This window comes from Hyalangium gracile (assembly GCF_020103725.1).
Taxonomy (GTDB): domain Bacteria; phylum Myxococcota; class Myxococcia; order Myxococcales; family Myxococcaceae; genus Hyalangium; species Hyalangium gracile.
Genome location: NZ_JAHXBG010000042.1, coordinates 1 through 19304 on the forward strand (window position 1 = coordinate 1; position 19304 = coordinate 19304).

Consider the following 19304-nt stretch of genomic DNA (forward strand, 5'->3'; position numbering starts at 1 on the left):
CGCGCCCACAAGTACATGCGCTCCTCCCAGTCCCTGCTGGACTTCTCACTCACCCAGCTCTACCGCGTCGCGGAGAGATACCGGGGCTGACGCCGCTCAGGCTCGGCAGCCCTGGAGGCTGGCGGCTGTCCACAGCTGGAAAGGCGTCACGCGGCACACGCACCACGGCAGTCATCTGGGCTACCTTGCCTCTCCGCCCCATGCCCCTGCCCTCTCGCCTCCTGCGTCTCGGCGCCGTGCTGCTGCTCCTCGGTGCCACCGGCTGTGACGACGACTCCACTCCCCCCACGGCCCCGGACGCGGGACCTCCGACCGGCGGAGGCTATCCCCCCATCGTGGACCGCACCTCGTGCTCCGGCCTCACCGTGGGGCCCGGCAACTACACGTGGACCGTGGACCACCAGAGCCGGACCCGGACCTACAACGTCCACGTCCCGCCAGGCTATGACGCCACGAAGCCCACCCCCACCGTGGTGGCCTTCCATGGCTTCTCCTCCACCGCCCAGGAGCAGGAGGGCCTCAGCAAGATGTCCCAGGTGGCCGACGAGGAGGGCTTCATCGTCGTCTACCCCCAGGGCCTCAACTACCCGGAGGCCCTGCGCCGCACGGACCCGGAGAACGCCGACACCCAGAGCTGGAACGCCGGAGGATGCTGCGGCCCGGCGCAGATCTACGACGTGAACGACGTGGACTTCGTGGAGGCCGTCTTCAAGGACCTGGACACGCGCGTGTGCGTGGACACCCGCCGCACCTACGCCACCGGCATGTCCAATGGTGCCTTCTTCTCCTACCGGCTGGCCTGCGAGCGCGCCGAGCGCTTCGCCGCCATCGCTCCCGTGGCCGGCATGGAGAACGTCATCAACTGCACGCCGCGCCGCCCGGTGCCCGTGATGCACTTCCACGGCACGGCCGACACCACCATCACCTATGACGGAGGCACCATCCCCTTCGGCCGTCCCTACCCCTCCGCACCCGCCACCGTGGCGAAGTGGGCCGAGCGCAACGGCTGCACCGGCACGCTCCAGGAGACGTTCCGCCAGGGCGACAGCACCTGCGTCACCCACACCGGCTGCGCCGCCCCCGCCACGCTCTGCACCGTCCAGGGCGGTGGCCACACCTGGCCCGGCGGCCTCATTCCGCCCAGCTACGGCCACACGACCCAGGACCTGGACGCCACTCGCGAGATGTGGCGCTTCTTCGAGAACCACCCCCGTCCCTGAGAGAGCCCCGTGAGCCCCCGCGCCCTCATCATCAACGCCGACGATCTCGGGTACGACCCGGCCGTCACCCGCGGCATCCTCCGCGCGATGCGCGAGGGCGTCGTCTCCTCGGCCACCTTCATGGTGAACACGCCCTACTCCGAGCAGGCGGCTCGCGAGGCGCAGGGACTGTCCATCGGCCTGCACCTCAACCTCGCCCGGGGCACCCCCGCGTGGCAGGGCTTCCCGAGGGACTTCCTGGAGAACGGCGCCTTCTCCGAGGCCCGCGCGCCCACCCTGCCCGCCGAGGCGGTGGAGGCCGAGGCCCGCGCCCAGCTCGAGCGGCTCGCCACGCTGCTCGGCCGCCCCGCCACCCACGTGGACGTGCACAAGCACCTGCACCGCCACCCGAGCGTGCTCACCGGCCTGGCGCGCGCCGCCCGTGCCGCCGGCCTGCCCGTGCGCTCCATCGACGAGGCCATGCGGCGCGAGCTCCAGGCCCACGGCGTGGCCACCAACGCGCACTTCGTGGGAGACGCCGGAGCCGAGGCCTACTGGACGCTGGAGCGCTTCGAGGCCGAGGTGACCGCGCTGCCCGCCTCCGGCGTCATCGAACTCATGTGCCACCCCGGCTACACCCCCGAGGCGGTGAAGAGCGGCTACGCGGCGCAGCGAGAGGTGGAGCTGGCCACCTTCCTCCACCCGAAGGCCCGAGAGACGCTGGCACGCGCGGGGCTCAGCCCCACCGGCTTCGGCGTCCTCACATCCGGACGTTGAGCTCTTCCGCCACGGGCCAGCCGGGCTCAGGCGTCAGCGCCAGCGTGTTGCGCACGCGGGCAATCAGCTCGTCCGCGCGGTAGGGCCGCGAGCACAGCACCGTGCCCTCCCAGGCCCACGCCGGCCTGCGCGAGCCCGCCAGGAGAATTGGCACCGGCCGCGCGCGCGGCAGCGTGGCGAACGTCTCCAGGAAGATGCCCACCTCCTGCTGCGAGGCGCTCGCGGAGAGCAGAATCAGATCCACCGGAGAGGCCGCCGCGTTGCGCAGCGCATCGTCGCCGTTGCGCACGGTGAGCACCTCGAAGCCCTCGCCGCGCAGCACGCGCTCGGCCTCGGCCTCCTGGCTGCGGTCCTCGTCCAGCAGCAGCACGCGCGGCGGCAGCAGCCGCACCTCGCGCGAGGCCATGCGCGGCATCGTCACCGTGAAGGTGGAGCCCAGCCCCTCGGCGCTCGACAGCGAGAGGTTGCCCCCATGCAGCTTGCAGATGGAGTGGCTGATGAAGAGCCCCAGCCCCAGCCCGCCGAAGTTGCGGTGGGACACGTTGCGCGCCCGGTAGAAGCGCTGGAACACCTGCGCCTGGTCCGCGCCGGGAATGCCGATGCCCTTGTCCTTCACGTGGATGCGGACCTCGTCATCCCCCTCCTGCACCTCGACGAGGATGAGCTCGCCGGCGGGGCTGTACTTGTGCGCGTTCTCCAGCAGGTTCACCAGCACCTGCTCCAGCCTGTCGCGGTCTCCCTGCACCCACACGCGCTGGCGCGGCACCTCCACGGTGAAGGGCCGGTCGAACGCGTGGCGGAACTGGTCCACCACCTCCGCCACCAACTGGCCCACCTCGAGCGGCGCCTTGCTCAGCTCCAGCTTGCCCAGCTCCAGCCGCGAGGCATCCAGCAGGTCATCCACCAGCCCCGCGAGCCGATCCACCTGCCGCTTGGACTTGAGCACGCTGGAGAGCTCCACCGGCTGCCCGGTGGTGATGCGCCGCTCCATCGTGAAGAGGCTGAGCTTGAGCGGGGTGAGCGGCGTCTTCAGCTCGTGCGAGGCGATGGACATGAACTCCTCGCGCACTCGCAGCGCCGCCTGCGCCTCGCGCAGCAGCCGCGCGTTCTCCACCGCCACCGCCAGCTGCCCGGCCGCCGCCGTCCACAGGTCCAGCTCGCGCACCGAGAAGGAAGCGCCCTGCTCCTTATAAAGGAGCAGCAGCCCCACCGTGCGCCGCGGCGCGCACAGCGGCACGGCGGCGAAGATGGAGCCCATCGCATCCCCGTAGCCGCGCTGCACTCCAATCTGCGCCCGCCGCGTGGAGAGCGCCTGCAGGAAGGGGTCCGCCGAGGGATCGAACGCATCCTCGGGGGACTCACAGTCGGCCAGGTCGGACAGCGCGGCGCGGCGCAGTCCCCCCTGGCCTCCCTCCTCGCAGAGGAACACCTCCGCGCGACGCACCCGGGCGCAGCGCACCAGGGCCGTCACCGCGGCGGCGCAGACGTTGTCCACCTCCAGCGTCTCGCCCACCGCGCGGGCAATCTCCTGCACCACCTGCGAGAAGGCCCCCTCGTCGTCCAGCCCCGAGGGCTCGAAGAGCAGCCACGCCCCGGGGGGCTCGCCCTCCTTCGCCAGCCGCACCTGCACGCGCACCTGACGCATCGCGCTGGTGATGACGTGCCCCTCGTGCTCGCGCCCCTCGCGGATGGCGCGGGACAGCGCATCCCGGCTCCGGCCGTACTCCAGGATGTCCAGCAGCCCGCGACCCAACGTAGGCGCTACTCCTACCTTCCGAGCGAAGTCCGGCTCCAGCCACTGGACCTTGAGGTCCGGGCCAACGCGGAGCGTGGCCTGTGGGAGGTGCGCGAGCACATTCTGGAAATCAGGAGGCAGCATGGGGACACCTCCGAGATAAGGGTGCCCTGCCCTGACCGACAACCCACCTCACGGTTTTTCCCGTGAGTTCCGCCCCTGGCCGTTGGGGGCCCGACAGTGTCCGGGGCTGATCTCTTCAAGGCTCAACACCCCACGCCTGGCAGGCAGGAAGGCGTCCTTCAAGGAACCCATGCAACCGGCCGTCTGTGTGTTAGACGACAGCCGACATGCCCTCTCAGCCCACCAAGGAACTGCAGACCTTTCCCAACCCGGCTCCCGAGCGCGACTACGAGATCGCCTTCGACGTGCCCGAGTTCACCTGCCTCTGCCCGCTCACCGGTCAGCCGGACTTCGCGCGCTTCAAGATCCGCTACGTGCCGGATCAGCTGTGCGTGGAGCTCAAGAGCCTGAAGCTCTACATGTGGGCGTACCGCAACGAGGGCGCCTTCCACGAGAAGGTCACCAACACCATCGCGGACGACATCATCAAGGCCATCCAGCCGCGCAAGCTCACGGTGGAGGGAGACTTCTTCGTGCGCGGCGGCATCGGCACCATCGTCACCGTGACGCACGACAAGAAGAAGGGCTAGCGCCCACCTTGGGGGGGGCGCCTGCCCGTCATCGGCTGAGCGCCACCCGGCGGCTTGCGGGTTCGCAGGGTTCCGCCGCTGCATCCTCGCGTCTGGCGAACGCTAGAGCCTGTCTCGCAGCTGGGACACCGCCTCGAGCTGTCCGTCTCGCTCGCGCAGCAGCATCACCAGGTGTCCCTGATGGAAGCCGCGCACGGGCGCGTCGGGATCCGGGAAGCCCGCGGGCAGCTTCCAGTCCGGCGCCAGCAGCCGTCCTCGCGGGATGGGGCGCTCGCGGCGCAGCTCGCCCACCTCCGCGTCCGAGAGCTCGCGGGTGGAGCACCACGGCAGCAGCGCTCGCCCGTGCAGTTCCACGCGCTGCCCCAGGCCGGGATCCTCCCACGGGCCGATGGCCGCGCGGTGCAGCCGGGACAGGTGCGCGCCACAGCCGAGCACCCGCCCCACATCCCTTGCGAGCGAGCGCACGTAGAAGCCGCCTCGGCAGGTGAGCTCCAGGCGGCTCAAGCGAGGCAGCTCATGCGAGAGCCAGCGCGCCTCGTGCAGGTAGACGCGCGAGGGAGGCAGCACCACCTCCTCGCCCCGGTGGGCCTTGCGGTACGCGGGCTCTCCGCCCACCTTCTTCGCGCTGGTGGCCGGAGGCACCTGGTCGTGCCAGCCCAGGAAGCCCGAGAGCGCCGCGTCCAGCGCCGCCGGGGTGAGGCGCGAGGCATCGCCCTGGTGGACGACGCGGCCCAGCAGATCGCCGTTGTCCGTCTCCGTGCCCCAGATGACCTCGGCCACGTAGCGCTTGGGGACGGGGTGGATGAGGTCCATCAGCCGCGTGGCCTGCCCCACCAGCAGCAGCAGGAGCCCCTCGGCGAACGGATCCAGCGTGCCGCCATGGCAGACGGGAACGCGCTTGCCGGGGCGCGCCTGGAGCTCCTCCATGGCGGCGCGCACCAGCGAGAAGCTCGTTTCACCCACCGGCTTGTGCGCCAGATAGATGCCGGGCTTCAGCACCGAGGCCGGCTCCCTACTTCCGGCCGGTGTTGCGAGCCGGAGGCGTGGGCGCGGGCGTCGTGGAGGACTCTGCGCCCTTCTTCTGCACCAGGGGCACCCAGGCGTCCTGCGAGAAGTAGACGCCGGAGGCGGTGGCCAGGCTCAGCAGCACCACGCCGACGACCCACTTGAGCTTCGCGCGAGCCACGCGGGCCTGCCGCTGCTCCGCGTGGTGCTCGATGGAGACGAGCTCCGCCTGCGTCAGGTGCGCCAGCGCCTCCGTCTCGGTGAGCTTCTGCCGCTGGCGGAGGAAGGACACCAGCAGCGCCGGGTGGGACACCTGCACCTCGCGGGCGAGGAACACGTCCAGCTCGCGCCGCATGGCCGCGGCGTTGGGGAAGCGCTTCTCGGGCTTCACCTCGAGCGCCTGCCGGACGACGTTGGCCAGGTGCGAGGGCACGTGGGGCGCCGCCTTGTGGAGCGGGGTGTACTTGCCGTCGCGGATGCGGGCGAACACCTCGCCGGCCGTCTTGCCCTGGAAGGGGCGCGCGCCGGTGAGCGCCTCGTAGAGCAGCACGCCGAGCGAGAAGAGGTCCGTGCGCGGATCCAGCGGCGCGCCCGTCACCTGCTCCGGGCTCATGTACGCGGGGGTGCCCACCGCCATGCCCTGCTGGGTGAGCGCCACCAGGTCCACGTCCTTGGCGATGCCGAAGTCCATCAGCTTCACCTCGCCGGACTTGGTGAGCATCACGTTGCCGGGCTTGAGGTCGCGGTGGATGATGTGGCGGAAGTGGGCATGGTCCAGCGCGCTGGCGATGCGCGCGCCGATGACGGCGGCCACGTCCGGGGGCAGCGGCCCATCCTTGATGAGATCATGGAGGGTGGGCCCGTCCACGAACTCGAGGACCATGAAGAGGCTGTCGTTCTTCTCCACCAGATCGTACAGGGTGACGATGTTCTGGTGGCGGAAGGCGGCCAGGGCGAGCGCCTCGCGGTGGAAGCGCGAGAGGGACTCCTTGTCCTTCTGGGCGTCCGGGAGCAGCTCCTTGAGCGCTACCTCGCGTTGAATCTGCTCGTGGAGGCCCTTGTACACCTGGGCCATGCCTCCACGCCCCAGCTCGCCCAGCACGCGATACGCCCCGATCTTGCGGTGACGCAGGGGCACCTTGTCCGACTTTTCTTTTTCAGGAGCAGCCACGACGCGCAGGGTAGCGAGTTGTGCGCGGACCGTCGACAGCCCTGGTTGCCCACCTGCTGGAGAAGCATGCAGGCCAGCGCAAACGGCCGACTCTGGGTAGGCTGGGCGCATGAAACTCCGACTCCTCCTGCCCGTCCTGGCGGCCTTCACGCTGGGAGGCTGCATCATCGTTCGAGACACCACCGTCGTGAAGCCGGCTAAGAGCAAGACGCGCAAGGACTGCCATCCCAGCGAGTACTGGGATGGCTCGCAGTGCCGGCACAAGGGCAAGGGCCACGGGGCGCGCAAGCACGACCACTGACGGGCTCCTCGTTTCTACCCCAACAGGAAAGTTCCAGGTTCACCCGCCGTGAGTACCGAAAGTGCCCTGAAGTCCGCGCAGGCGGCGCTCTCGTTGAAGGAGAGGGCAGGCGCGCCGGTGACGCTGCTGGACGGCGGGGCCGAGGCCTATCCGCGGATGCTGGCGGCCATCGCGTCGGCCACGCGGCGGGTGCACCTGGAGGTCTACACCTTCGAGCGGGAGGGAGTGGGCTCGAGCTTCCTGGCGGCGCTGACGGCGGCGGCGCAGCGAGGGGTGGAGGTGAAGGTCATCATCGATGGCTGGGGGAGCATGGGCGAGAGCGGAGCCATCCAGCGGACGCTGCGGGCGGCGGGGGCGAAGGTGCGGGTGTACAACCCGCTGACGTCGATCTTCACGGGGCGGGCCTGGCGCAACCACCGGAAGATTCTGCTGGTGGATGAGCGGGTGGCGTTCATCGGCGGCATCAACATCGGAGACGACTACCGGGGCGGGGATGGGGAGCCGGGCTGGGCGGACCTGGTGCTGGAGCTGGAAGGAGACATCTGCGCGCAGCTGGGCGCGAAGCTGCATGCGGGGCGGGTGGAGCTGGCCTCGGGGCCGGTGAGGGTGCTGCTGTCGGGGTTTGGAGGGGGGCGGCGGCTGCGGCAGCGCTACCTGGAGGCGATCGCGAAGGCGAAGACGCAGGTGTTCCTGGCGCATGCGTACTTCCTGCCGGACCGGGGCTTCATGAGGGCGTTGAACCGGGCGGCGAAGCGGGGCGTGTCGGTGCACCTGCTGCTGGCGGGGCGCAGCGACGTGGTGTTCGCGCGAGCGGCGACGATGCGGCTGTACCGGTACTTCCTGCGAGGCGGGGTGCATATCCACGAGTGGACGGCGTCCACGCTGCACGCGAAGGCGGCGGTGGTGGATGGCAGGCGGCTGCTGGTGGGCAGCTTCAACCTGGATCCGCTGTCGCTGGTGAACCTGGAGACGCTGGTGGACGTGGAGGACGACGGGGTGGCGGCGCAGGCGATGGCGTGGCTGGACAAGCACGTGCGCGGCGCGAGGCCCATCACGTTGGGAGACTGCCAGCGCACGGGGCTGCAGGCGTGGCTGCTGGACATCCTGGGGCTGGCCGGAGCGCGGATGGCCGAGGCCTTCGCCAGCTTCATCGGCCGGAAGCGGCTGCGGTAGTCAGCGGACCACGCCGTCCAGCTTCTCCACGACGGCCCGGATGGCTTCGGGCGTGGTGCCACAGAACTTCGCGAGTTCTTCGGCTGCGTAAGTCACTGCAACGGTCGATGGTGGGTCGTCCGCGAACCCTCTTCCGATGACCGATCCGTATTTCCCGGGCCAGGGGAGAGCACTCAGCTCACGCGAACGATGCACCGGCTCCAGAATCGTGAAGCAGGGCCAGGACGGAAAGCGGAGCGTGCGGACATCGCAGCTCAGGAAGCGGCATCCCGTCAGGTGAGCCTGGGAGAAGTCACAATCCGCGATGCTTCCTTCGGAAGGCATGTCCGGGGAGCTACCGAAGTCGTTCCCGCTCAAGCGGCCCAGGAATCGGCAGCCTTTCAGGTGGGCAGACTCCCATCGGAAGTTCTTCAGCACGCGTTTGATTTCAATAGTGCAGTCGATGAGTCGCGTCCGAGAGATGACCAGCGCTTTTGCAGGGACGCTCACCACGAGCGTGCAGTTCCTCAACGTGAGGTTGTGCCCCAGGTAGTAGACCTCGGTCTTGCTATCGAGAACGAGTCGCTCGTTCACGATTTCCTGGTCGCGGAACTGAATCATGGGACCTGGGTCTCCGCCCTCTCAGAATGTGATCAACCGGAAGAACGCCTCCGCCATCCTCCGCCCGTGCGCCTGCATGTTCCAGTCGGTGCCTGTCAGCACCTCGTATTCAAGCCCCGTTGCCGGATCAATCGCGTCAACGCCGGTCCTGTTCCAACGCAACCCCGGAAACTCTCCTCGTAGCCGGGTTTCCACCCATTGTCCCCGGTACATTCGCTCCAGGAGGTGTGCCCGAAAATACTGCCGCTGCTCCCTGGTTCGCTCGATGGCTCGAGTTTGCTCCTTGGACAGCCTGCTGCGGCTCCATCCCGCAGCTACGCGCTGGGCCGCCGCTTGGAGTTGGTCCCCTATCGGGTCCTTCGCTGGAACCTCCTTCAGGGACCTGCCTGCTGGCACGTGCCAGCGCTGCTCGTTGATGAGGACCTGCCTGTTACCTCCCTGGTGGCGGATGATGATCGCGGCGCCCACGCGCGACTCCGCCGCTTCCTCCGCTGCGGCGGCTGCCCTGCCCCCGGGGCGGCGCACCATGAGGGTGAAGGTGCTCTCATCGGCTGCGGCCACCGCCTCCACCTCGCCCGCCTCGGCCAGGCTCACTCCCTGTGCCTCGGCTCGAGCCGCCGCCCGCGCGAAGCCCGGCAGCTTCGGCAGCTTCGCCGCAAACCGTGCCGCGCCCCCCGTCAGCACCGCCGTCACCAGCATCACCACCACTCGCGCGGTGTTCTCCCCCATCACCTGGCTGAACTTCTGGCCGGCCTCCTCTACCTGCTCATAGGACATAGCCCGATCCACGTCGTGCACCAGGGCCGCCCACCCATCCATCAGGCTCCACAGCGTGTGCACCGGCAGCCACGCCAGCAGTGCCACCGTCAGGCTCGCCGCCACCGCCTTGGACACGGGCTCGGGCAGTAGCCACAGCGTCAGGTACAGGCAGCACGTCCACACCAGCAGCCCCACCAGGGCCTGGGGCGACACCATCTCTTTCACCGCCAACCGCGTCTGCTTCAGCACTCCCTTCAACGCCAGAGCCAGCCCCAAGGTGCGCAAGTCTTCCCGGGTGAGCACGGGACCATCCGTCAGCAGCCCCAGGCAATCTCCCCCGCCGTACTCCTGCTGGCACATGCCCAGGTATCTGCGCTTCGCCTCCGCTGCTGAAGCGGCCTCCAGCGGGCTGTCGTCCTCCAGCGGCCTCAAGCGCACCACACGCCCTCGCTCCACCTCCGCCAGCAGGTCGGCTCGCAGCCCTCCCTCCATCAACCAGCGCGCCGTCTCCATGGGGTGCCCGGCTGGTGGGAGTTCCCGCGCCAACTCTCTCAGGGCTCGCTGGAGATCCGCTGGCGCCACCTCCACCGACTCAGCCTGACCGGCCCCAGAAGTCAGCACTCGCAGCTCATACCGAGTTGCTGCCAGCTCGGCCTCTTCCGGGTCCACAGCCGCGGACGGAGCGCGCGGCACACTGGCGCACGCCGTGAGCCACGCCAGCAGCAAGGCCCCCACCTGGCGCCGTTCCATGAAGCTCCTCCCTCGAGACAGAGAGGCGCAGGCTACGGAGAGCGCTGCGCGGAAACGATGACCCTCCAGGTCTCATCCCACCGTTCGCCGCGCTCGGCCTGGGAAGGCGCCGTGGCCCTGGCTCACTCCGTCCGCTCGCCTGTCTTCTCCGCGTACCAGTTCGAGGCGTTGAGCACCTGGACGTGCGTCTCGCCAGCGCCTGTCTCCACGCCCACGGAGAGGATCCCCATCTTCACCAGCAGCACGGCGTGAGGTCCCCCTTCGGCACTCTCCGCCTTTCCACGCAGCTCGAGCCCCTGGCCATTGGCGCGCAGCCCGCTCAGCTTGATGCCGCCCTCGCCCAGGCTCACGGCTCCGGAGAGCCCCAGGTTGTTGGCGGTGAGCAGGGGCTTCAGCACACCCGGCAGCGCGCCCTTGTAGGTGAGCAGAGCCACGACCGGGGCCGCATTGGAGAAGTTCCCAGAGAAGCGGCCCTTCGCCGAGAGCGGTGACAGATCGAGGGTGGCCTCTGGAAAGGTCAGCACGCCCTCCCAGTTACGCTCCTCGTCCTTTCCCGTCCGCACGGAGACATCCTGCAGCCGCACCCGGCTTCCGTGCAGTTCCACCGAGCCACGCTCCACCGACATCTGTCGCGCGTCGACCTCCACGTGGATGTGCCCGGTCATCTTCGCGCCGCCCCAGGTGGCCTGGAGTGGCTCCGTGTGGAGCTCGAGATGCGTGTCCGGTGGAGACTCGTCCAGTCTCGGCGCCTTGGCCCCCAACAGGAACGTCACCTCCGATGTCTCCATCGACGGCCACTGTCCGCCTTCCATCCGCGCCGGCCCCAGGGAGAGCTTCAGGCCCAACCGGTCTCCTCCCTGAGCGGGCGTGTACACGTCCGAGTGAAGCTTCCAGGGAGCTCTCACGCGAAGCGCTCCCAAGGACACGATGACGGGCTCTCCCGAGCCTTTGATCTGGGTACCCGGCGCGAGACGGCCATCCTTCACGTGGACATCCACGTCCAGCCGCCCTGCGCCCTCTCGCAGCCCGATGCCGCCGAGCCGGGAGGTGAGCCGGGGCAGCTCATGAAGCGGGGGATGGTGGCCAGAGAACTGGAACCGTCCATCCGTCATGCCGGCGATGAGATCGAGCCCTACGTCGCCCTCCTGCCGCTGTGCTTCGAGAGAGAACTCCCCCAACCCCTTCTCGACACGCGCCACGGCTTCCTCGCCGTAGAAGATCTGCCCCTGGCCAAATTGAATCCGTGCGTCCCGGACGGAGACGCGCAGCCGGGGAACGAGCTCCAGGCTCCCGGAGGCTTCCGTGATTCCCATCAGCCGGACCTCATTCCAGTCCACCTGACGGACGTCGTGGACTCGCACCCCATGCAGGAGCACCTTCCAGGGGTCCTGGGGAGGCGGGCCCTTCGGCTTCTCCGCGCCCGCTTCCTTCTTCCCGGGGTGGATGCGGACCTGCAGTCCCCAGACCTCCACGAAGCCGCTCTTCAGCTCCCGCTTCAGCAGGGAGAAGAGGGACAGGTTCACCTTCACGGTCCCCATCTCCAGCTGCCAGAAGGCGCCATTGGCTCCTTCGTGTCGCAGCTTCAGGTCTCGGACGTGGACGTGTCCGGGAATCAGGCTCCAGGCCCTGCTCCACTCGATGCGTGGGTGCTCCTTGGTGAAGTGGTTGATGACCGTGGCCAGGAACCCGGTCAGCAGGATAAGGTTGTAGAGCAGCTCCAGGACCAGCAGCCCCCCGAGCCCCCACAAGAGGCGACGGCGCCACCGCGCACGTGGGTGGGAGACTGGCTGGAGGGCGGAGGTCGTCATCGGGCGCTTGTAGTAAGCGCCATGCTCGCAGTCCGTGAGTGGCCTGCCTCACTCATTGAGGAGCGAGTGTCCTCCGGGCGAAAGATAGGCGCCCTCCGGCGTGGCTCTGCTCCTACCCTCTCGAACAACGGATTCGTAGAACCTGGTCACCCGGCTGGGAGACTCTCGGGACCCGAGTGAAGAGAGAACCTCGATGGAGTACCCATGACATCGAGGTGGACAGCATCCTCCTGCACCCGGAACGACCAGGGAGGCTCCACGAAGGTGCTCCAGAGCTTGCGTCCAGCGGTGTCCCATGCCGCCAAGGTAAGCTCAGCGGACATGAGCACGACGTCGCCGTGCCTGCTCCACGACCAGAAGCCTGCTTCCACGCTCTCCTCCCACAGCTTCATGGGAGGGCCCACGGAATAGGCCGCAGCCCAGTCCCCCGCGCCGATGAAGAGGACCCCGGTCTCCTCAATGAACGCCACTCCAGGCCGGAATCCCGCCTCCGGCCCTGGACTGTACGAGCGGCGCACCTCGAGAACACGTTGGCCATCATCGGCGCGCTCCACCAGAAGGTGGAGTTGAGAAGCGCTGCCGTGCTCCTCCCCTCCTGAGTCGAGCAACAGGGCTCCTCCCCTGGACTGGTGCTTCACGACTCCGACGGGCTGTTGCTGGAAGACATACCTGCCAACCGCAAACGAGAACATGCGTCTCTCCTCAGTGCTCGCCTTCCATAGGACCTGACCGGTTCGTCATCAGGGCGTAAAGATTTGGTGCGGAGCTCACTGCTTCAGCACCGCGTCTCGCCGCATCCGAGATCCCAGCGATGGCTGAAGTCGCTGTCCACAGTGCGGAATCCAACGCGCCCCGAATCACCCGGCCTGCGGTAGCGCACCTCTCTCGGCGCGCACAGAGGGCAGCAGAGCCCGACGCTTCATCTGCGGAGAGTTCTGCCGAGCGGACCTGATAGCCAGGCACGGCTCCGCGGCCGCGAAAGCTGCGAGGACCAGCGGTCTCTTTCCCCACCGGGCCAGGCCCCAGACCCAATCCGAGAGTCAAAGGTCTCCTCGCTCCTCCAGATACTCGGCCAATCCGACCAGGGTCGACTCATTCATTGCGCACTCATCATGCTCGGCTCAAGCGGGTGAGGCACGAATTCCCGATGCAGGGACAACACGAGCCCAGGTCGGCAGCCCTGGCTGACGGCCTTTCGAACCAACCTGTCATACCAGCAGACCAGTTGCGCCAGAGCGCACCGAGAGGGTCCCTCTCGAATCGATTCACGCCCAGGGAGCCGTGTGCCGTGGAAGAGCGGGACGGCCGGTGCGGGAGGACCCGTCGGCGACGGGGGGACCCGCACCGAGACGAGGGGCCCGCGACCTGTGTCCCCAAGACGGTGGGCCCGTGTTCTACCAGAGATCGGAGCCACTCCGCCGCATCTGCCGGGACGCACCCTGCCACCGGCCCCGGCGGGGCCCGACCTGCGCTCCAGGACCGGTTGCACCCGGCCGACCACATGTTCAAGGTCCCGAGTGCACAGGTGGGGGCTTGAGGGCGGCGGGGGGCAGCGGTAGCCATGAAATCTCTATTCTTGTTTGGCTCGGGCGGGCATGCGTCCGTGATCGCGGACGTGGTACGCGCCGAGCGTCGGTACCAGATCATCGGGTTGATTGATGACAACCCGCTCATGACTGGTCGTGAACGCTTCGGATATCGGGTTCTGGGCGATCGCCATGCGCTCTCGCACGAGCAGGCGGACGCCCTCTTTCTAGGCGTGGGCGACAACCACACGCGCCAGCGCCTCGGCTCGGAGTTCACGGGCTGGCGGTTTCCCACGTTGATCCATCCGAGCGCCGTCATCGGCGCCAACGTCACCATCGGGGCCGGCACCGTCGTCATGCCCGGCGCCGTCATCGAGCACGGGGCCACCATCGGTGAGCACTGCATCATCAACACCGGCGCCGTGGTGGGCCACGAGAGCCGCGTCGGCGACTTCTGCCATGTGAGCGGCAACAGTGCACTGGGCGGAGGCGTCACCCTGGAAGCGTGCGTGTTCGTCGGCATGGGCGCCATCGTGACGCCGGGAATCACCATCGCGCGCAACTGTCTGCTGACGGCGGGCTCCATGACGTCGAAGGACGTGGCGGAGGGCGCCACCATCCTGGGCAACCCAGGGCGGCCCTTCTTCAACCGGCGCAGCCTGAGCTGACGCAGGGAGTCCACCCTTTGCCCCCTCAATGAGTGGCGGGTGAAAGTGGACTCACTGCGCAACGAACGCAATTCCATGGACACTCCCCTGCCGTGCGTGCTCTGTGCCGAGCCGCCATCCACAGGGGGGAAACATGCTTCGAATCAACGCGACAGGTGCATCACCACTCTCCACGCTCCTGATTGCAGCGCTCGTCCTCGTCTTCGGCGCGTGCACTCCTTCCCCGGAGCGGGCGCCTGACGACGCTCCTGTCTCCCGTCAGTCCTCACGGCTCGTCGCGGCTCCAAGCTGGAGCGTGTCGGCGTCCATGAACTCGGCCAGGGGCGGCCACACGGCGACGCTGATGCCCTCGGGCAAGCTGCTCGTGGTGGGCGGAGAAGGCCCCGACGGCATCCTCTCCAGCGCGGAGCAATTGGACCCGGACACCCGCGCCTGGACCTGGCACGGCTCGCTCATACAGGCCCGCAGGCATCATGCCGCGACGCTGATGACCTCGGGCAAGGTGCTCGTGACGGGCGGAGAGGGGCCCAACGGCCTGGTGGCGTTCGCCGAGGAATATGACCCGGTCAGAGGCTTCTGGATGATCTCCGACATCCTCCTCAACCCGCGCAAACACCACACCATGACGCTGTTGCACTCGGGCCAGGTGATCATCACGGGTGGCGAGGGCTCCAGCGGCCCGCTGGCCAGCACCGAGCTGTATGACCCGGTCACCGACCTCTGGTACTCCAAGGGCTCGCTCTCGCAGGCCCGCGCATCCTTCACCGCGACGCTGCTGCCCTCCGGCCAGGTGCTCGTGGTGGGCGGCGCGGACTCGAGCGGCGTCCTCGGCAGCGCCGAGCTGTATGACCCGGCCACCGGCGCCTGGTCCTCCACCGGCTCGCTCGCCCAGCCCCGCAAGGGCCACGTCGCGATGCTGCTGCCCTCGGGCAAGGTGCTCGTGGCTGGAGGCCTGGACTCCAGCGGCCCGCTGGCCAGCGCCGAGCTGTATGACCCGGCCACCGGCGCCTGGTCCTCCACCGGCTCGCTCGCGCAGGCCCGCTCCGACACCACGGCGACGCTGCTGACTTCGGGCAAGGTGCTCGTGACGGGCGGCTCCGGCCTCTACGACGCCACGGCCACCGCCGAGGTGTATGACCCGGCCACCGGCGCCTGGTCCACCCAGCTCTCGCTCTCCCAGGTCCGCAGGCAGCACACGGCGACGCTGCTGCCCTCGGGCAAGGTGCTCCTGGTGGGCGGACTGGGCTCCACCGTGCCCCTGTCCAGCACCGAGCTGTACAACCCGATCACCGGCTCCTGGAGCATCACCCCCTGGATCGCCCTGGGCCACTCCCCCACGTCGACGCTGCTGGCCTCCGGCAAGGTGCTCGTCACCAGCGGGGGCACCTCCAGCGGCCACATGTACGTCCCCTCGGCGCACGAATACGATCCGGTCTCTGGCACCTGGGCCGCCGCCAGCCCGCACAGCCAGACCCGCTACGGCGCTACGGCGACGCTGCTGCTCTCGGGCAAGGTGCTCCTGACGGGCGGCATGGGCCACAACGGCTCCCTGACCAGCGTCGAGCTGTACGATCCCACCTTGCGCTCCTGGACGCTCACCGGCCCCCTGAACCAGGCACGTCGCGCTCACACGGCGACACTGCTGCCCTCGGGCAAGGTACTCGTGGTGGGTGGGCTCGGCAGCGGCGCCCTGGCCAGCGCCGAGGTCTACGACCCCGCCACCGGCACCTGGGCCGCCACCGGCTCGCTCACGCAGGCCCGCTACTCCCACACGGCAGTGCTGCTGCCCTCGGGCAAGGTGCTCGTCGCGGGCGGGTACGCCAACAACTACCTCACCAGCGCCGAGCTGTATGACCCGGCCACCGGCACCTGGACGGCCACCGGCGCACTGGCGCAGGCCCGCTACCAGCACACGGCGACGCTGCTGCCCTCGGGCAAGGTGCTCGTCGCGGGCGGCTTCAGCACGAACTACTACACGGCCAGCGCCGAGGTGTACGACCCCAGCACCGGCGCCTGGACGGCCACCGGCTCGCTCACCCGTGCCCGCGCCATGCACACGGCGACACTGCTTCCTTCGGGCAAGGTGCTCGTGGCCAACGGCGCGGAGGGCGGCTCCGAGGGAACGAGCGATCTGTATGACCCATACAGCGGCTCCTGGACGGACACGGTCTCCACGACGCGCTCCCGCTCCCACCACGCGGCGTCGCTGCTTCCCTCGGGCAAGGTGCTCATCACCGGAGACGACGACTTCACCTACGGCGCTCTGTATGACGACACGGGAGCCAGCCCCTCGTGGAGGCCTGGCGGCATCAGCGTCTCCGCGACCACACCGCTGACGCCGGGCAGTGTCTTCACCGTGAATGGCACGCTGCTGCGGGGTATCTCGGAAGCCAGCGGTGGCAACAGCCGCTCCTCTCCCACGGACTTCCCCGTGCTGACGCTGCGGGACCTGGAGCGCGGCAGGCAGCTCGTCCTGCCCTCGCAGGGCTTCTCGAGCACGCACGTCACCACCAGCGTGCCACAGGTGCTCCCCGGGCTGTACCTGCTGTCCGTCACCGTCAACGGGCTGACCTCCTCCACGGGACTCACCATCGCCGCGGGGCCGGACACCACGCCGCCCACCGTCGGGCTCAACGCACCAGACTCGGGCTCCACGCTGGTGGGGACCGTGAGCATCTCGGCGACGGCGCTCGACAACGTGTCCATCCACCGGGTCGAGTTCTACGACGGGAACACGCTGCTGGGGCAGGACAGCACCCCGCCCTTCAGCCTCTCGTGGGACACGAGGACCACGACCAATGGAACCCACCTGCTCACCGTGAAGGCGTTTGACACCGTGGGGCTGTCCGCCACCTCGAATGGCGTGAGCGTGACGGTGGACAACGACTTCACCCCGCCCGCCGTGGCCCTCACCTCTCCCGAGCAGGGAGCCATCCTGACGGGCACCGTCACCGCCACCGCGACGGCCACGGACAACCTGGCCATCGCCCGCGTCGAGTTCCACGAAGGCGCCACGCTGCTGTGCAGCGACACCTCCGCGCCGTACTCCTGCACCTGGAACACCCGGACGGTCTCCAACGGTGAGCACACGCTCACCGCGAAGGCCTTCGACACCTCGGGCAACACGGGCGTGGCCACCGTGACGGTGACGACGAACAACGACTTCACGCCCCCCACGGCGGCGCTCACCTCGCCGGAGGAGGGCGCGACGCTGACGGGCACCGTCACCTTCACGGCCACCGCCAGCGACGCCTCGGGCATCTCCCAGGTGGCCTTCTTCGTGGGCGGCTACCTGGTGGGCACCGCCACCTCGGCGCCCTACGCCGTCAGCTACAACACCCAGCTCCGGCCCAACGGGGCCCAGACCGTCATGGTCAGGGCGTATGACACCCTGGGCAACGTGGGCTCCTCCGCCCAGCTCAACGTCACCTTCGACAACGACATCCTCCGTCCCACGGTGGAGCTCACCTCGCCCGCCTACGGGGAGACGCTGACCGGCACCGTCACCTTTACGGCCACCGCCAGCGACGCCTCGGGCATCTCCCGGGTGGCCTTCTTCGTGAACAACACCCAGGTGGGCACCGCCACCTCGGCGCCCTATGCCATCAGCTACAACACCCGCAGCCTGGCCAATGGCTTCTGGACGCTCTCGGCCCGGGCCTATGACCCCGCGGGCAACGAGGGGGTCTCGTCCTACGTGTCCGTGAGCTTCGACAATGACCTCACGCCGCCCACGGTGACGCTCACCTCGCCGGCCTCGGGGGCAGTCCTGGCGGGGAACGCGACCCTCTCCGCGACGGCCTCCGACAACATCGCCGTGACCCATGTCGAGTTCTACGATGGAGCCACGCTGCTGGAGACCGTCACCTCCTGGCCCTACAACTACACCTGGAACACGAAGACCGCGGCCAACGGCGCCCACGTCCTCACCGCCAAGGCCTATGACGCCGCGGGGCAGTCCACCACCTCGGCGGGCGTCAACGTAACGGTGAGCAACGACGACGTGGCGCCCACCGTGGCCTTCACCGCCCCCTCGGCGGGGACCACCCTGGCGGGCACCGTCATCCTCTCCGCCACGGCCACGGACAATGTCGCCGTCACCCGCGTCGAGTTCTTCGACGGCGACACCCGCCTGGGCACCGATACCTCCTCGCCCTACTCCTACAGCTGGAGCACGGTCTCCAGCTCCAATGGGGCGCACACGCTCACGGCCAAGGCATTCGATGCCAAGGGCAACGTCGGCACCGCTCAGGTGACGGTGATGCTCGACAACGACTTCACTCCGCCCACGGTGGCGCTCACCGCGCCCGCGGAGGGAGACATCCTCAGCGGCACCGTCGTCCTCTCGGCCGTCGCCAGCGACAACAAGGCCGTCACGCGCGTGGCCTTCTACGTCGGCTCCACGCTGGTCTACAACGACACCACCGCTCCCTACTCCTACAGCTACAACACCCGCCTGCAGGCCAACGGCCCCAAGGTCCTCACCGCCAGGGCCTATGACGCCGTCAACCAGGTCACCACCTCGGCCGCCGTCAACGTCACCTTCGACAACGACTTCACCCCGCCCTCGGTGACGCTCACCTCGCCCGGCGAAGGGGAGACGCTCACCGGCACCATCACCTTCACCGCCGCCGCCAGCGACGTCTCGGGTGTCTCCCGGGTGGCCTTCTTCATCGGCACCACCCAGGTGGGCAGCGACACCTCCACCCCCTACTCCTTCAGCTACAACTCGCGCCTGCAGGCCAATGGCGCCAAGGTCCTCACCGCCAAGGCCTATGACGCGTTCAACAACGTGGCCACCTCGGCCGCCGTCAACGTCACCTGCGACAACGACCTGACGCCGCCCACCACGTCCATCACCACCCCCTCCAATGGCGCCACCGTCTCGGGCGTGGCGCAGATCGACGCCATCGCCAGCGATGACCGAGGCACCATCACCAAGGTGGAGTTCTACCGGGGCTCCGTGCTGCTGGGCACCGTCACCTCCGCGCCCTACACCTGGAGCTGGAGCACCGCCCAGGTCACCGTCGGCAGCCACACCCTGAAGACACGGGCGTGGGATGCCGCCGGCAACTCGGCCTACAGCCCCAACATCACCGTCACGGTGACGCGCTAGACG

General features: G+C 68.7%; 14 protein-coding genes. 7 read left to right on the forward strand and 7 right to left on the reverse strand.

Features of this window, described 5'->3' with window-relative positions; all coding sequences use genetic code 11:
- Positions 1 to 200 precede the first annotated feature (200 nt).
- Together KY572_RS44725 and KY572_RS44730 are read left to right on the forward strand one after the other, a co-directional pair.
- Positions 201 to 1220, forward strand: coding sequence for an extracellular catalytic domain type 1 short-chain-length polyhydroxyalkanoate depolymerase (locus KY572_RS44725; protein WP_224249919.1), 1020 nt, complete (start codon positions 201 to 203; stop codon positions 1218 to 1220).
- A gap of 9 nt (positions 1221 to 1229) precedes the next feature.
- Positions 1230 to 1976, forward strand: coding sequence for a carbohydrate deacetylase (locus KY572_RS44730; RefSeq protein ID WP_224249920.1), 747 nt, complete (start codon positions 1230 to 1232; stop codon positions 1974 to 1976).
- On the opposite strand, the gene KY572_RS44735 is transcribed toward KY572_RS44730, so the two are convergent.
- On the reverse strand, positions 1960 to 3855 hold the full coding sequence (locus KY572_RS44735; RefSeq protein WP_224249921.1) for a hybrid sensor histidine kinase/response regulator: 1896 nt from the start codon (positions 3853 to 3855) through the stop codon (positions 1960 to 1962). The two genes, KY572_RS44730 and KY572_RS44735, sit on opposite strands and share 17 nt — an antisense overlap.
- Before the next feature lie 206 nt (positions 3856 to 4061).
- On the opposite strand from KY572_RS44735, the gene queF reads away from it, so the two are divergent.
- Positions 4062 to 4424, forward strand: a complete 363-nt coding sequence (gene queF / locus KY572_RS44740; protein WP_224249922.1) for a preQ(1) synthase — start codon at positions 4062 to 4064, stop codon at positions 4422 to 4424.
- A 102-nt stretch (positions 4425 to 4526) separates the two neighbouring features.
- On the opposite strand, the gene truB is transcribed toward queF, so the two are convergent.
- Both truB and KY572_RS44750 read right to left on the reverse strand, forming a co-directional pair.
- The gene (gene truB, locus KY572_RS44745) at positions 4527 to 5420 is read right to left on the reverse strand and encodes a tRNA pseudouridine(55) synthase TruB (protein WP_224249966.1); all 894 of its coding nucleotides are present in this window, start codon (positions 5418 to 5420) and stop codon (positions 4527 to 4529) included.
- 16 nt (positions 5421 to 5436) lie between these two features.
- On the reverse strand, positions 5437 to 6504 hold the full coding sequence (locus KY572_RS44750) for a serine/threonine-protein kinase (protein WP_407660119.1): 1068 nt from the start codon (positions 6502 to 6504) through the stop codon (positions 5437 to 5439).
- A 205-nt stretch (positions 6505 to 6709) separates the two neighbouring features.
- On the opposite strand from KY572_RS44750, the gene KY572_RS44755 reads away from it, so the two are divergent.
- A complete protein-coding gene (locus KY572_RS44755; protein WP_224249924.1) occupies positions 6710 to 6901 on the forward strand; it encodes a hypothetical protein in 192 nt (63 codons plus the stop codon).
- Positions 6902 to 6949: 48 nt separating this feature from the next.
- Positions 6950 to 8074: a phospholipase D-like domain-containing protein gene (locus KY572_RS47630; RefSeq protein WP_317987984.1), complete on the forward strand. Its 1125-nt coding sequence runs from the start codon at positions 6950 to 6952 to the stop codon at positions 8072 to 8074.
- Here the strand turns inward: KY572_RS47630 and KY572_RS44775 are convergent, their stop codons facing one another.
- From KY572_RS44775 to KY572_RS44790, 4 genes are all read right to left on the reverse strand, one after another.
- The gene (locus tag KY572_RS44775; RefSeq protein WP_224249925.1) at positions 8075 to 8674 is read right to left on the reverse strand and encodes a hypothetical protein; all 600 of its coding nucleotides are present in this window, start codon (positions 8672 to 8674) and stop codon (positions 8075 to 8077) included. It lies immediately after the preceding gene.
- A gap of 21 nt (positions 8675 to 8695) precedes the next feature.
- Positions 8696 to 10183, reverse strand: coding sequence for a SitA5 family polymorphic toxin (gene sitA5, locus KY572_RS44780; protein ID WP_224249926.1), 1488 nt, complete (start codon positions 10181 to 10183; stop codon positions 8696 to 8698).
- A 122-nt stretch (positions 10184 to 10305) separates the two neighbouring features.
- Positions 10306 to 11991, reverse strand: a complete 1686-nt coding sequence (locus KY572_RS44785; protein WP_224249927.1) for a hypothetical protein — start codon at positions 11989 to 11991, stop codon at positions 10306 to 10308.
- Between the two features lie 146 nt (positions 11992 to 12137).
- A complete protein-coding gene (locus tag KY572_RS44790; protein ID WP_224249928.1) occupies positions 12138 to 12683 on the reverse strand; it encodes a hypothetical protein in 546 nt (181 codons plus the stop codon).
- 869 nt (positions 12684 to 13552) lie between these two features.
- Between KY572_RS44790 and KY572_RS44795 the strand changes: the two genes are divergently transcribed.
- A complete protein-coding gene (locus tag KY572_RS44795) occupies positions 13553 to 14185 on the forward strand; it encodes an acetyltransferase (RefSeq protein ID WP_224249929.1) in 633 nt (210 codons plus the stop codon).
- Positions 14186 to 14492: 307 nt separating this feature from the next.
- Positions 14493 to 19301 (forward strand): Ig-like domain-containing protein, encoded by a 4809-nt coding sequence (locus KY572_RS44800; protein WP_224249930.1) that lies wholly within the window; start codon positions 14493 to 14495, stop codon positions 19299 to 19301.
- Positions 19302 to 19304 lie beyond the last annotated feature (3 nt).